The 14,330-nt window shown below is 60.4% G+C and carries 13 protein-coding genes and 1 tRNA gene; 10 read left to right on the top strand and 4 right to left on the bottom strand.

What is annotated here, in order from left to right; translation table 11 throughout:
* Window positions 1-17: 17 nt before the first annotated feature.
* The 6 genes from ACQY1L_RS14475 to ACQY1L_RS14450 all read left to right on the top strand — a co-directional run bounded on the left by ACQY1L_RS14475 (window position 18) and on the right by ACQY1L_RS14450 (window position 5,757).
* Complete coding sequence (locus ACQY1L_RS14475; protein ID WP_062454219.1) at window positions 18-1,274, top strand: ABC transporter substrate-binding protein; 1,257 nt, start codon at window positions 18-20, stop codon at window positions 1,272-1,274.
* Between the two features lie 170 nt (window positions 1,275-1,444).
* Window positions 1,445-2,398: a carbohydrate ABC transporter permease gene (locus ACQY1L_RS14470; protein ID WP_092664145.1), complete on the top strand. Its 954-nt coding sequence runs from the start codon at window positions 1,445-1,447 to the stop codon at window positions 2,396-2,398.
* A 15-nt stretch (window positions 2,399-2,413) separates the two neighbouring features.
* Window positions 2,414-3,256 carry a carbohydrate ABC transporter permease gene (locus ACQY1L_RS14465; RefSeq protein WP_430241402.1) on the top strand — a complete coding sequence of 281 codons (843 nt, stop codon included), beginning with the start codon at window positions 2,414-2,416 and terminating at the stop codon, window positions 3,254-3,256.
* Window positions 3,253-4,317: a Gfo/Idh/MocA family protein gene (locus tag ACQY1L_RS14460; RefSeq protein WP_430241400.1), complete on the top strand. Its 1,065-nt coding sequence runs from the start codon at window positions 3,253-3,255 to the stop codon at window positions 4,315-4,317. The genes ACQY1L_RS14465 and ACQY1L_RS14460 overlap by 4 nt, the downstream gene beginning before the upstream one ends.
* Window positions 4,318-4,391: 74 nt before the next feature.
* Window positions 4,392-5,393 carry an ABC transporter ATP-binding protein gene (locus ACQY1L_RS14455; protein ID WP_430241398.1) on the top strand — a complete coding sequence of 334 codons (1,002 nt, stop codon included), beginning with the start codon at window positions 4,392-4,394 and terminating at the stop codon, window positions 5,391-5,393.
* A gap of 100 nt (window positions 5,394-5,493) precedes the next feature.
* Entirely contained in the window at window positions 5,494-5,757 is a 264-nt protein-coding gene (locus ACQY1L_RS14450; RefSeq protein WP_430241396.1) for a hypothetical protein, read from the top strand.
* Between the two features lie 46 nt (window positions 5,758-5,803).
* Here ACQY1L_RS14450 and ACQY1L_RS14445 read toward each other — a convergent pair.
* Window positions 5,804-5,879: transfer RNA gene (locus ACQY1L_RS14445), tRNA-Ala, on the bottom strand.
* A 154-nt stretch (window positions 5,880-6,033) separates the two neighbouring features.
* Entirely contained in the window at window positions 6,034-6,423 is a 390-nt protein-coding gene (locus ACQY1L_RS14440; protein WP_062454214.1) for a TIGR02300 family protein, read from the bottom strand.
* Between the two features lie 213 nt (window positions 6,424-6,636).
* Here ACQY1L_RS14440 and aroA point away from each other — a divergent pair, with 213 nt between their 5' ends.
* The 4 genes from aroA (at window position 6,637) to rpsA (ending at window position 11,167) form a co-directional block, all read left to right on the top strand.
* Window positions 6,637-8,004, top strand: a complete 1,368-nt coding sequence (gene aroA, locus ACQY1L_RS14435; RefSeq protein WP_430241393.1) for a 3-phosphoshikimate 1-carboxyvinyltransferase — start codon at window positions 6,637-6,639, stop codon at window positions 8,002-8,004.
* Window positions 8,005-8,015: 11 nt separating this feature from the next.
* Window positions 8,016-8,657: an FMN-binding negative transcriptional regulator gene (locus ACQY1L_RS14430; RefSeq protein WP_430241392.1), complete on the top strand. Its 642-nt coding sequence runs from the start codon at window positions 8,016-8,018 to the stop codon at window positions 8,655-8,657.
* Window positions 8,654-9,307 (top strand): (d)CMP kinase, encoded by a 654-nt coding sequence (gene cmk / locus ACQY1L_RS14425; protein WP_430241390.1) that lies wholly within the window; start codon window positions 8,654-8,656, stop codon window positions 9,305-9,307. Before ACQY1L_RS14430 ends, cmk begins: the two co-directional genes overlap by 4 nt.
* 156 nt (window positions 9,308-9,463) lie before the next feature.
* Complete coding sequence (gene rpsA / locus ACQY1L_RS14420) at window positions 9,464-11,167, top strand: 30S ribosomal protein S1 (RefSeq protein ID WP_062578558.1); 1,704 nt, start codon at window positions 9,464-9,466, stop codon at window positions 11,165-11,167.
* A gap of 94 nt (window positions 11,168-11,261) precedes the next feature.
* Here the strand turns inward: rpsA and ACQY1L_RS14415 are convergent, their stop codons facing one another.
* Together ACQY1L_RS14415 and ACQY1L_RS14410 are read right to left on the bottom strand one after the other, a co-directional pair.
* Window positions 11,262-13,130, bottom strand: a complete 1,869-nt coding sequence (locus tag ACQY1L_RS14415) for a hypothetical protein (RefSeq protein WP_430241388.1) — start codon at window positions 13,128-13,130, stop codon at window positions 11,262-11,264.
* Window positions 13,131-13,307: 177 nt separating this feature from the next.
* Complete coding sequence (locus tag ACQY1L_RS14410; protein WP_430241387.1) at window positions 13,308-13,934, bottom strand: ribonuclease D; 627 nt, start codon at window positions 13,932-13,934, stop codon at window positions 13,308-13,310.
* Between the last annotated feature and the right edge of the window lie 396 nt (window positions 13,935-14,330).

Raw genomic sequence — 14,330 nt, 5'->3', positions numbered from 1 at the left:
CAATAAGGGAGAACAGCATGAACAGCCTGTTGAAAACAATTCTTTTGGCCACGACGGTGCTCGCGTCCGCGGGTGCAGCGTCTGCGGCCGATGTCACGCTCAACATCGAGAGCTGGCGCAATGACGATCTGGCGATCTGGAAAGAAAAGCTGATCCCGGCCTTCGAAGCGAAGAACCCCGGCATCAAGCTCAACTTCTCGCCGACCGCACCGACCGAGTACAATGCGTCGCTCAACGCCAAGCTCGATGCAGGTTCCGCCGGCGACATCATTACCTGCCGTCCGTTCGATGCCTCGCTCGAACTCTTCAACAAGAAGCAGCTCGTCGATCTCACCAGCCTGTCGGGCATGAGCAATTTCTCGCCGGTCGCCAAGGCCGCCTGGTCGACAGACGACGGCAAGTCCACCTTCTGCGTGCCGATGGCATCCGTCATCCACGGCTTCATCTACAACAAGGACGCCTTCGACCAGCTGAAGATCGCAGTGCCGAAGACGAACGAAGAATTCTACGCCGCGCTCGACAAGATCAAGGCTGACGGTACGTTCATCCCGCTTGCCATGGGCACCAAGGATCTCTGGGAAGCCGCAACGATGGGCTACCAGAACATCGGCCCGAACTACTGGAAGGGCGAGGAAGGCCGCAAGGCGCTGATCGAAGGCAAGCAGAAGCTGACCGATCCGGAATGGGTCAAGCCCTACGAAGAACTGGCCAAGTGGAAGCCTTATCTCGGCGACGGTTTCGAAGCCCAGACCTACGCCGATAGCCAGAACCTCTTCACGCTCGGCCGCGCGGCGATCTTCCCTGCCGGTTCATGGGAAATTGCGCTTTTCACCAGCCAGGCCCAGTTCAAGATGGGCGCTTTCCCGCCGCCGGTGCTCAAGGCTGGCGAAACCGGCTACATCTCCGACCATCCGGATATCGGCGTTGGCTTGAACACCAAGAGCAAGCATCCGGAAGAAGCCAAGAAGTTCCTCACCTGGGTTGCTTCGCCGGAATTCGCCGAGATCTACGCCAATTCTCTTCCGGGCTTCTTCAGTCTGAATTCGTCGCCGGTGAAGATGGCAGATCCGATGGCGCAGGAATTCGTTTCCTGGCGTGAAAAATACAAGCCGACGGTCCGCTCGACCTATCAGATCCTGTCGCGCGGCACCCCGAACCTCGAAAACGAGACCTGGGTCGAATCGGCCAACGTCATCAACGGCACCGATACTCCGGCCGTTGCCGCCGAAAAGCTCCAGAAGGGCCTCGACAGCTGGTACAAGCCAGGTAAGTGACAAGCTTCCCCTTCCCTTGATGGGGAGGGTCGGCCCGACGGGCCGGGGTGGGGTGATCCTTGTGCGTGTGGTGTCACCCCCACCTGCAGCTTCGCTGCGACCTCCCCCTTCAAGGGGGAGGTATCGTGATCATGCTGCGCCAGCGCAAGCACAAGAAAACAGGCAAAGCCATGAGCGACATCCACCCTTCATCTGCCCTGCAGTCGGTATCGATCAAGCGCCCGTTCCGCTGGCATATCGTCGTCTTCATGGCGCCGGCGCTGCTGGTCTACACGGCGATCATGATCCTGCCGCTGATCGAGACGCTCAGGCTTTCGTTCTACAACACTGTCGATGGTGCTCAGTCCTTCGTCGGCTTTGCAAACTACCAGGTCCTCTTCGGTGATGTCCGCTGGGCGCGCGATTTCTGGAATGCGCTCACCAACAACCTGATCTTCTTCGCCATCCACATGTGCGTGCAGAACCCGATCGGCATTGCGCTCGCAGCACTCCTGTCGCTGCCGAAACTGCGTTTCGCCGCCTTTTACCGCACCGCCATCTTTCTTCCGACGCTTCTCTCCTTCGTCATCGTCGGCTTTATCTGGAAGCTCATCCTCTCGCCCATCTGGGGCGTTGCGCCCTGGCTGATGAGCCTTGCCGGTGCGAAATGGCTGTTTGCGCCCTGGCTTGGTCAGTCCGGGCCGGCGCTGATCGCGGTTTCCCTGATCTCGGTCTGGCAGTATGTCGGCATACCCATGATGCTGATCTACGCAGCGCTTTTGAGCATCCCCGAAGAAGTGGTCGAAGCTGCCGAATGCGACGGCATTACCGGCTGGAGCCAGTTCTGGAAGATCAAGCTGCCGCTCATTCTGCCGGCCATCGGCATCATCTCGATCCTGACTTTCGTCGGAAATTTCAACGCCTTCGATCTTGTCTATACGGTGCAGGGCGCGCTTGCCGGCCCCGATATGTCGACGGATATTCTCGGCACGCTTCTCTATCGCACCTTCTTCGGTTTCCAGCTGCAGCTCGGAGATCGCTCCATGGGGGCAACGATCGCCGCGGTGATGTTCGTCATCATTCTCGCCGGGGTCTCGTTTTACCTTTTCGCCATCCAGCGGCGCATGCGCCGCTACCAGTTCTAAGGGGGGCGTCCGGACATGTCCAACAAGGCACGCTCTTCACCGCTCCGCTCAAGCCTCGTGCATCTGGCTCTGATCGCCTACACGCTGATCGCGCTGTTTCCGGTGTTCCTCACCATCATCAACTCGTTCAAGGATCGCAATTCGATCTTCCGCAATCCGATGCAGGTTCCCACACCGTCGAGCTTCAGCCTGATCGGCTATCAGACGGTTCTCGGCCAGGCGGATTTCATCGGCTATTTCCAAAACAGCATGATCGTCACGGTCGTCTCGATCGCGCTCGTGCTGTTGTTCGGCGCGATGGCCGCCTTTGCGCTGTCCGAGTATCGCTTCCGCGGCAATACGCTTCTGGCGCTCTATATGGCGATCGGGATCATGATCCCGATCAGGCTCGGCACGGTGGCAATCCTGCAGGGCATGGTCGCATCGGGCCTCGTCAACACGCTGACCGCGCTGATCCTTGTCTATACGGCGCAAGGCATACCGCTTGCGATCTTCATCCTGTCGGAATTCATGCGCACGGTCTCCGATGACCTCAAGAATGCCGGCCGCATCGATGGGCTCTCGGAATATGCGATCTTCTTCCGCCTGGTCCTGCCGCTGATCAGGCCGGCCATGGCAACGGTTGCCGTCTTCACCATGATCCCGATCTGGAACGATCTCTGGTTCCCGCTGATCCTTGCACCGTCTGAGGCCACCAAGACGGTGACGCTCGGATCGCAGATCTTCATCGGCCAGTTCGTCACCAACTGGAACGCGGTGCTCGCGGCCCTGTCGCTCGCCATCCTGCCGATCCTCGTCCTTTACGTCATCTTCTCGCGGCAACTGATCCGCGGCATCACGTCTGGAGCCGTCAAGTGAGTTCAACCGAAAAGCCGATCCGCGTTCTTGTCGCAGGCCTCGGCAATATGGGCCGCAGTCATGCGCTGGCCTATCACAACAACCCGGGCTTCGAGATCGTCGGTCTCGTCAACCGCTCGAAGCCGACGCTCGATCCGGCCCTTGCCGGCTACGAGATCCATGCCGATTTCCTGACCGCCCTTGCCGAGTTGAAGCCAGATCTCTGCGCCATCTGCACCTATTCCGACAGCCATGCGGACTATGCGGTCGCAGCCTTCCAAGCCGGCTGCGACGTGTTTGTCGAAAAGCCGCTGGCAACCACGGTTGCCGATGCCGAGCGCGTCGTTTCCGCCGCCAAGGCCGCGGGCAAGAAACTGGTGATCGGCTATATCCTGCGCCACCATCCGTCCTGGATCCGCCTGATTGCCGAAGCCCGCAAGCTCGGCCCGCCCTATGTGTTCCGCATGAACCTCAACCAGCAATCGTCAGGCCCCACCTGGGATGTCCACAAGGCGCTGATGCAGACGACGCCGCCGATCGTTGATTGCGGCGTTCATTATGTCGATGTCATGTGCCAGATCACCGATGCCAAGCCGGTGGAAGTGCGCGGCATGGGTCTGCGCCTTTCCGATGAAATTGCGCCCGACATGTATAATTACGGCCACCTTCAGGTGATCTTCGATGACAAGTCGGTCGGCTGGTACGAGGCGGGCTGGGGGCCGATGATCTCCGAAACTGCGTTCTTCGTGAAGGACGTGATGTCGCCGAAAGGCTCGGTCTCCATCGTAATGGACCCCAATGCCAAGTCCGACGATATCGACACGCATACCAAAACCTCCGTCATCCGCCTTCACAGCGCCGAGACGGGCCCGGACGGCAGGTTCATCAGGCCCGACGAGGATATGACGATGGCGGGCGAGCCCGGCCATCAGGAGCTTTGCGATTTTGAGCAGGCCTATATGCTGAAGGCGATCCGCGAGGATATCGATCTCAGCCGGCACATGGACGATGCGGTCCAGTCGCTGCGCATCTGCCTTGCGGCGGATGAAAGCGCACGGACCGGCAAGCCGATCTATCTCTGAAAGCAACGCAAGCAATCGTGCCGGACGGGACAGCGTCCGCGATTGCACCAAACGACAGAAGTGGGAATACGCTCGTGGGTTCGCTGCAACTGAAATCCATCCGAAAGGCCTTCGGCGATCATGAAGTGCTGAAGGGCATCGACCTCGAGGTTCAGGATGGCGAATTCGTCATCTTCGTGGGTCCTTCCGGCTGCGGCAAGTCCACGCTGCTGCGGGTCATTGCAGGCCTTGAAGATGCGTCATCCGGCTCGATCCGGATCGACGACCAGGAAATGGCAACGACCCCTCCCGCCAAGCGCGGCATCGCCATGGTCTTCCAGTCCTACGCGCTCTATCCGCATCTGACGGTCAAGGACAATATGGGCCTCGGTCTGAAACAGGCCGGAACGGACAAGGCCAAGATCGAGACACGTGTGTCGAATGCCTCGTCGCTTCTGTCGCTCGATCCCTATCTCGCCCGTCGCCCTGCCGAGCTGTCCGGCGGACAGCGCCAGCGCGTGGCGATCGGTCGTGCCATCGTGCGTGAACCAAAACTCTTCCTGTTCGACGAGCCCCTGTCCAACCTCGATGCGGCGCTGCGCGTCCAGACGCGGCTCGAGATCGCCCGCCTGCACCGGCGCCTGAAGGCGACGATGATCTACGTCACCCACGACCAGGTTGAGGCGATGACGCTTGCCGACAAGATCGTCGTCCTCAGCGCCGGCGCGATCGAGCAGGTCGGGTCTCCAATGGAGCTTTACAACAAGCCGGCCAACGTCTTCGTCGCCGGTTTCATCGGCTCGCCGCAGATGAACTTCATCCCGGGCGAGACGCTTTCGGAAAGCGGCATCAAGACCATCGGCATCCGGCCGGAGCATATCGCCCTGTCGCGCGAAAGCGGCGACTGGAAGGCCAAGGTAGTCCATGCCGAGCACCTCGGCGCCGATACCATCCTCTATCTCGAAACCGAGACGGCGGGCCTCATCACGGTCCGTCTGTTCGGCGAGCATCGCTATGGTCCAGACGACATCGTCTTTGCCACACCAGACAAGGCCTCGCTGCACCGGTTCGACGAAAACGATCAGGCGATCGGTTAACCTTTAAATCGGCTGTAACCAGTTTCGTGTTCCACTACCTCCAATGCGGGAAAGCGAACCTTTGCGCTCCTTCCGCGTTGTGGGGATGGAGGAAACGGCAATGACGGTAGTTTTAATTCTGATTGCAGCGGTCGCCACTCTCGCAGGGACCGGCGCCTTGGTGGTTCGCCAGATCGCGGATGCTCGCCGCCAGCAGTACCAGGACGAGGTTCTGGCCTCAGATCTCGGCTATCTGCGCGAAGTCGAGCGCACCAAGAAGCGCTTCCGGCACGCGGCCCACAAAACCCGCAAACTCGCCGCCCGCCGCACCCGGATCCATCAGACCAAAGCTGCACACAGCACAGCCGCGTACTTCGCGAATTAAGCCTTGTCGGCCTCTATTCAGCAGTCGGTTTATTGCGAGAAAGATTTGGTGGAGCTAAGCGGGATCGAACCGCTGACCTCTTGCATGCCATGCAAGCGCTCTCCCAGCTGAGCTATAGCCCCATCAGGGTGGTCCGGGTGTTCCGGTCCTTGGGAACTCCGAAGCAGCGATGCTGACCGGAGTGGCGGCTTATTACGTCCGGTTTTCGGAGAGTGCAAGCCTGTTTTTCAAAGCCCGGCAATTTTTCTTCAAATTACCGGGCTTTAGGTCGAAAGATCAATTCTCGTCGTCGTCGCCGCCAACGCCGACAATGCCGGTTACGTCGTCGTCTTCATCGTCTTCGTCGGCTTCGAGGAAGGTGTTGTCGTCATCGTCGCCGATATCGACATCATCGTCGTCGCCCAGATCCGGGATGTCGTCGCCGGTTGCCGCATCGTCGGCGTCGTCGGTTGCGACGGGCTCGACAGTTGGGTTCTCGACGTCGACTTCCTCGACATCTTCTTCTTCCGCCTGCTCCAGCTTTGCAGCGGCGCTGTTTTCGGCGAAGAACGACAACGGCCAAGACTTGCCGCTATAGGGGGAAACGACGGGATCGCGGTTCAGATCGTAAAACTTCTTGCCGGTATCCGGGTCGGTGCGCTTGGTTCCGAGTTCCGCTTTAGCCACTATCAAAGCCTCATGAGATGGCCGAACAGGTCGGCGAAGCCGCATAAAGCGGCAATCAATGGGTGAAAAATCTAAGCCGGTCCCCATAAGGCCTGGCGGGCTCCATGTCAAAGACTAACTTTTCCTGAATTCCTTGGCAGGCAGGCTAATGACCCGCCTTTTGCTTTGTGATAACGACGGCGGAAATCAAAGGCATACGAGCAAGGACCGATCATGTCGCATGGGATTGCCCTCAAACCGGCAAAGTCGAGAAGATCGACAAACCTCACCGGGACCGTCCGCATCCCGGGCGACAAGTCCATCTCGCATCGTTCTTTCATGTTCGGAGGCCTGGCTGCCGGCGAGACGCGCATCACCGGCCTCTTGGAAGGCGAAGACGTCATCAATACCGGCAAGGCGATGCGTGCCATGGGCGCGAAAATCGACAAGGTCGGCGCTGAGTGGATCATCCAGGGCACCGGCAACGGCGCGCTGCTCGCACCGCAGGCGCCTCTCGATTTCGGCAATGCCGGCACCGGCTGCCGCCTGACGATGGGGCTGGTCGGCGTCTACGATTTCGAGTCCACCTTTATCGGCGATGCCTCGCTGTCCAAGCGCCCGATGGGCCGGGTGCTCGATCCATTGCGCGAGATGGGCGTTCAGGTGACGTCGATGGACGGCGACAGGCTGCCCGTCACGCTGCGGGGCCCACGCACGCCCAACCCGATCGTCTACCGCGTCCCCATGGCCTCGGCGCAGGTCAAGTCCGCGGTGCTACTTGCCGGCCTCAACACGCCTGGTGTCACCACCGTGATCGAACCGGTCATGACCCGCGACCATACGGAAAAAATGCTGCAGGGTTTCGGCGCTGATCTGACCGTCGAGACCGATGCCGACGGCGTTCGCACGATCCGGCTGGAAGGTCGCGGCGCTCTCAAGGGGCAGGTGATCGACGTGCCCGGCGATCCGTCCTCGACCGCGTTCCCGCTTGTGGCCGCCATCCTGGTGCCGGGTTCGGATGTGACCATCATGAACGTCCTGATGAACCCCACCCGCACCGGTCTTATCCTGACGCTGCAGGAAATGGGCGCGGATATCGAGGTGATGAATGCCCGCAGCGCCGGTGGCGAGGACGTGGCAGACCTGCGCGTCCGCGGTTCCGACCTCAAGGGCGTGACTGTCCCCGCCGATCGTGCACCATCGATGATCGACGAATATCCCGTCCTCGCGGTCGCTGCAGCCTTTGCCGAGGGAACGACGACGATGCTCGGTCTCGAGGAACTGCGCGTCAAGGAGTCCGACCGTCTCTCGGCCGTTGCCGAAGGTTTGAAGCTGAACGGCGTCGATTGCGATGAAGGCAAGGAAACGCTTGTGGTGCGCGGGCGTCCAGGCGGCAAGGGCTACGGCAATGCGTCCGGCGCTGCCGTCGTCACCTATCTCGATCACCGCATCGCCATGAGCTTCCTCGTTCTCGGTCTCGCATCGGAACATGAAGTCACGGTCGACGACGCCTCGATCATCGCCACCAGCTTTCCGGAGTTCATGGATCTGATGACCGGTCTCGGCGCGCAGATCGAGAACCAGACCGAGGGAAAGATCTGAGGCGCACGCCAATGTACCAACCGCCGCATTTCCGCGAAGACGATCTTGGCACCCAGCATGCGCTGATCCGCGCCTATCCGCTGGGCATGCTGATCACATCGGGAAATTCCGGCCTTCTGGCCAATCCTGTGCCGTTTCACCTCGATGGAGAAGCGGCAGACAAAGGCGTGCTGCGGTTGCATCTTGCCCGGGCGAACAGCCAGTGGAAAGACATCCGCGATGGCGCGACGGTGCTCGCTGTGTTTCAGGGTGCTGACAGTTACGTGACACCTTCCTGGTACAAGACCAAGCAGGAGACAGGTAAGGTCGTGCCCACCTGGAACTACGCCATCGTTCAGGCCCGCGGTCCGGCCCGCATCGTCGAAGACGCCGGCTGGCTGCTTGCCCAGATTGAGGCGATCACCAGCCAGCATGAAAACAGCCGGCCAATGCCCTGGTCCGTCAACGATGCGCCAGACGATTTCATTTCCGCCCAGTTGAAGGGTATCGTCGGTATCGAGATCGAAATCTCGGCGATCGAAGGAAAGTGGAAGGTCAGTCAGAACCGCCCGGTCGGCGATCGTGAAGGCGTTGCCTCCGGACTTGATGATATGCCCGGTCAGAACGCAATGGCCGATCTTGTACGCCGCTACGGAGCTTCCCGCCTGACATGAATCCTTTAGACAACACTACGCCACTGGTGATCGCAATCGATGGCCCTGCCGCAGCCGGCAAGGGAACCCTGTCGCGCCAGATCGCCGAAACCTACGGCTTCCAGCATCTCGATACGGGCCTCACCTACCGCGCAGCGGCCAAGGCGCTGCTCGACCGGGGTCTGCCCCTCAACGACGAGGCCGTTGCCGAGACGATGGCGCGCGACGTTGAACTGGCAGGTCTCGACCGCGAAATTCTCTCGGCCCATGCGATTGGAGAAGCGGCCTCGAAGATCGCCGTCATGCCCGCCGTGCGCCGGGCGCTGGTGGAAGCGCAGCAGGCGTTTTCGAGGCGCAAGCCCGGAACGGTCCTCGACGGGCGCGATATCGGCACCGTCGTCTGCCCCGATGCACCCGTTAAACTTTACGTGACCGCATCGCCTGAAGTGCGCGCCAGACGCCGTTACGACGAGATCGTTGGCCGCGGCGATGCCGCAGATTTCGACGAGATTTTTGCCGATGTGCGAAAGCGCGACGAGCGCGACATGGGGCGTGCCGACAGCCCTTTGAAGCCTGCGAAAGACGCGCACTTGCTTGATACGTCAGAAATGGGTATAGAGGCCGCGTTTCAGGCCGCGAAGGCGATTATCGACGCCGCCCTGAAAGGATGATGACCGACCGGATAACCGGCGGCGCATTCGAGCCCGATATCTTAGTCCTTGCGCCGGATTGCCTCTGAACATGACGAGGCGGGCTTGGATTTCGGGTGTGATCAACACGAACCCACGGCGCAATGTGTCCTTGACTGGACACGACCAGGAGATTTCATGGCAGTAACTAACCCGTCGCGGGAGGACTTCGCAGCCCTTCTCGAAGAATCCTTCGCAACCAATGATCTGGCCGAAGGCTACGTTACCAAAGGTCTGGTAACGGCGATCGAAAAGGACATGGCCGTTGTTGACGTCGGCCTCAAGGTCGAAGGTCGCATCGCGCTGAAGGAATTCGGCGTCAAGGGCAAAGACGGTTCGCTGAAGGTCGGCGACGAAGTCGAAGTCTATGTCGAGCGCATCGAAAACGCGCTTGGCGAAGCAGTTCTGTCGCGCGAGAAGGCTCGCCGCGAAGAGAGCTGGGTCAAGCTCGAAGTCAAGTTCGAAGCTGGCGAACGCGTTGAAGGCGTTATCTTCAACCAGGTCAAGGGCGGCTTCACGGTCGATCTCGACGGCGCTGTTGCCTTCCTTCCGCGCAGCCAGGTCGACATTCGTCCGATCCGCGACGTGACCCCGCTGATGCACAACCCGCAGCCCTTCGAAATCCTCAAGATGGACAAGCGTCGCGGCAACATCGTTGTTTCGCGTCGTACGGTTCTTGAAGAGTCCCGTGCAGAACAGCGCTCGGAAATCGTTCAGAACCTTGAAGAAGGTCAGGTTGTTGACGGCGTCGTCAAGAACATCACCGATTACGGTGCGTTCGTTGACCTCGGCGGCATCGATGGCCTGCTGCACGTGACCGACATGGCATGGCGCCGCGTCAACCATCCGTCGGAAATCCTGTCCATTGGCCAGCAGGTCAAGGTTCAGATCATCCGCATCAACCAGGAAACCCACCGCATCTCGCTCGGCATGAAGCAGCTCGAGTCGGATCCGTGGGATGGCATTGCTGCCAAGTACCCGGTTGGCAAGAAGATCTCCGGTACCGTCACGAACATCACGGACTACGGCGCATTCGTCGAGCTGGAGCCAGGCATCGAAGGCCTGATCCACATCTCGGAAATGTCCTGGACCAAGAAGAACGTACATCCCGGCAAGATCCTTTCGACCACGCAGGACGTCGACGTTGTCGTTCTCGAAGTCGATCCGTCGAAGCGCCGCATCTCGCTCGGTCTCAAGCAGACCCTCGAGAACCCATGGCAGGCATTTGCGTTCAGCCATCCGGCCGGCACTGAAGTCGAAGGCGAAGTCAAGAACAAGACCGAATTCGGCCTGTTCATCGGCCTCGACGGCGACGTTGACGGCATGGTTCACCTCTCCGACCTCGACTGGAACCGTCCAGGCGAACAGGTCATCGAGGAGTTCAACAAGGGCGACGTCGTCAAGGCTGTCGTTCTGGATGTGGACGTCGAGAAGGAGCGTATCTCGCTCGGCATCAAGCAGCTCGGCAAGGATGCTGTCGGCGAAGCCGCAACATCCGGCGAACTGCGCAAGAACGCTGTCGTTTCGTGCGAAGTCATCGCCGTCAACGACGGTGGTGTTGAAGTGAAGCTCGTGGCTCACGAAGACATCACGTCCTTCATCCGCCGCAACGACCTGGCACGCGATCGCGACGATCAGCGTCCGGAGCGTTTCTCGGTCGGTCAGGTTTTTGACGCCCGCGTCACGAACTTCTCCAAGAAGGATCGCAAGGTCATGCTGTCGATCAAGGCTCTCGAGATCGCTGAAGAAAAGGAAGCAGTTGCACAGTTCGGTTCGTCCGACTCAGGCGCTTCGCTCGGCGACATCCTCGGCGCGGCTCTGAAGAACCGCGGCGGCGAGTAATCGTTGTAGCTTGAAATGCGAAAGCCGCCGGATCGAAAGATCCGGCGGCTTTTTTCATGCCCGCTTTTTTGAGGCCGCACCGTGAACCGTCGGCTCAGGCCCACCCTGCCATGCGCCAGTAAAGTTCGTTCGGACGACGATCGTCGTTGCTGGCCTCCGAGGACGCAGCTTCGTCGTCGCCTGGGTTGTCGTCGTCAGTCGGCTCGTTGCCGTCATCAGCGTGATCGAAAGCCTGGTCCTGGCTGTGGTCTGCTTCGCCATCCTCGTCGATTGCCGTCACCGGCTGCGTCTTGCGGTTTTCGCGCCGCGGCTCGTCGTCCGCCATTGGGTAGGGGACAAACGGCAGGCCTATCGCCTCCCGCTGGACAAGCGGCAGCGGCACGGGCATCGGCTGGATGTCGGGGTCTGGCACGGCCTCCGGGGCTCGGCTGGTTTTTGCGGTGGTGACGTAACGTTCGTTTGCAATGCGCAGTAGATCGTCCTCGGCATGGGTTATCCCGGCCGTATGCATTGCGTCTATGTCCGGGGCACCCGGGGCAGGTTGTCCCTGCCCGCCGGCATGTGCCACCGTTCCACTGCCCCCTCCGCCAAACAGGGTCTTGAACAGTGCCGCTGTCGAATTCCCGACCGGAGCTCCTGTCGCGAGCAGCGCCGCCTGAAGCGCGCTTGGTGCGATCGCAGACACGAGTTGCGCGAGATTGCTGGGCCATTCCACAGCTGGTTTCGGTGCCAACGCCGTTTCGGCATCGCTGATCGGGATTTTCATGTCATTGTCGAAGGCATCGATAACCGATGCGACCAGAGCCCCGGTATTCGTCACCGTAGAGATGCCCGGTACGGAGGTCTGCGGCAGGGCTCCTGGCGAAACTTGCTGCATCCGCCCCGCATCTGCGGCCGCGATCGATAAGGCTTGCGCAGGCACGGGGCTCGCGTCCGGCTTGATCGGAACAGCATTTGGCACGGCAGGAGGCGGAGCGGTTTTGGTTTGAAGGTCGGCGGTTGCTGTCGCGAGACCTTCTGATCGTACCGGCATCGGCCGCGCAAGGATCGCCTCGCGGGTCGGCTCTTCCTGCAAGTCAACGAGGGGCGGCAGCAGTTGGGGTTTTTGAAGCTCCGTACCGGGAACCTTTGTGTCAGGAGCCGCGGCGGCTGACCCGCTCGTGGGTGGCGAGAACGGAGCGATAGCTGGTGCCGCTGCGCCGGTGGCGGGCGGCGTTGCGCTGGTGGCAGGTGACGTCACCGACTGCGATTTTGCTCCGATATCCGGCAAAGCACCGGGGGATGGCCTGGGGGTCTCTGTACTTGCTGTGTCCGGAGAAGAACCGGGCAGAGGAACTGCCGGCGATGCGGGGCCCGGCGCCGAGGTCTGGGGCGCTGAGGTGCCGGGCAGGGAAGCTGACGGCGAGGGGGCGCTGGCCCGTGACGCAAGGGAGGGTTTCGTATCATCTCCCGTTGCGCTGGCAATCTCATTCTGCCGATAGGAGCTGACCGCTGCATTCTCAACCGTATCGCTATCCGCGACAAGCGCTGCTTCCAGCGACAGGATCAGCCTGGCGGCATCGAGACCACCGGGGTTCTTGAGGATTTCGGCCAGCAGCGGCACGGACAAGCCCTTGACCAGCTGGCTCAGCGTTTTCTCAAGTGCGGCTAAGTCAACGGCGCTCATGGACTGCACCGCGACAGTCAGGCGCTCCGCATAGTCTGCCAGCAACTCGCCGTCGTTTCGCGGTATCTGCAGGAGTTGACCGATCGTTTCGGCGAAGATCGACGACCCGTAGGCAAGCTGCAACTGGCCGGAGAGCGACAGAAGGTTCAGGCGGCCACCCGCAATCAGTCCATCGTTCGCGGACAGGTCAAGGTCTGCTCCTGCGGCCGCCGCGACAGGACGCGTGGAAGCAACCGTACGGACCGGAGAGAGTGGGTCGGCCTGCATGCTTTGCGTAGCACTGACAGGAGTAAGCATAGCGCGCTTCCATCTCTCGCGTGTGAAAGGAAGGGACAACTCGGCCACACACGAATTCGAGTGCACGTCGCACGCCGAAACTGTGTCGCCATCTCATGGCGCACGATTTGCCGATCAGCAATTTTAAGTGCGCTATGGTTAAATCATCACTAATCGCTGGTTTTCACGGGCCGATGGTCAGCTGTGCGCAAAAATGTCGGTCTCGCCCCATCCGAGCAGATCGAGCTTTGCACGGGTCGGCAGGAACTCGAAACAAGCCGTGGCGTGTTCGATACGCTCATCGCGGAGCAGGCGTTCGGTCAGCTTGTCGCGCAGCGCATGAAGGTGAAGCACGTCGGACGCCGCATATTCCAGTTGGGCCTGCGACAGGGTTTCGGCCGCCCAGTCGGTCTGCTGCTGCGCCTTGGAGATGTCGACGTCGAGCAACTCTCTCAGATTGTCCTTGAGGCCATGTCGATCCGTATAGGTCCGCACAAGCCGCGATGCGACCTTGGTGCAGAAGACAGGCGTGGTCGTAACCCCGAACGTGTGAAACAGAACTGCGATATCGAACCGTCCGTAGTGGAAGATTTTCTGGTGGGTGGGATCGGCAAGCAATGCGACGAGATTGGGAGCGTCTTTTTGCCCCGAAGCGATCCGGATGACGTCCGCCGTTCCGTCGCCCGGCGATAGCTGCACGACACAAAGCCTGTCGCGGCGGGGAACGAGGCCAAGCGTTTCGGTATCGATCGCGACCGCGCCCGTGTAGCGCGACGCGTCGGAGGCCGGGATGTCCCCCTGATGGTACCGTATCGACGTCTTCATGCGTGTCTCCGCTGTCAGGCTCTATGCAGGATAACCTAGAGGAAAGCTCCGGTGGAAGCACGCGGCCGCATCGTCTTATCCCGGACTATGGCTATCGCTTGGCGACGACGAAACACGAACGCGTGAGCAATTGCCCAGCAATGCAGCAAACGCATTGCTGCAATGCAGCAGAGCCTCTTGGCGCATCGGGAAGATCTGGCTAGAAGTTTGGTCATCGAACGACGCACCTCCTCCTCCCAGTGTCGTTCGATACGGATCAACAACACCCTCCTCCTCCCAGTTGTTGATCAAGTTTAAAGCCTGGCGCATCCTCCTCCCGCGCCAGGCTTTTCTCGTTTTATACCCCCCAAAATCTTTTGCACGACTGACGCTGCCTCCGCAGAACGCCTTGCTGCA

Source organism: Neorhizobium sp. DAR64862/K0K3 (assembly GCF_050500185.1).
Classification (GTDB): domain Bacteria; phylum Pseudomonadota; class Alphaproteobacteria; order Rhizobiales; family Rhizobiaceae; genus Neorhizobium; species Neorhizobium soli.
The sequence above is the reverse complement of the archived record's forward strand: the minus strand, read 5'-3'. Positions and strand labels throughout refer to the sequence as shown.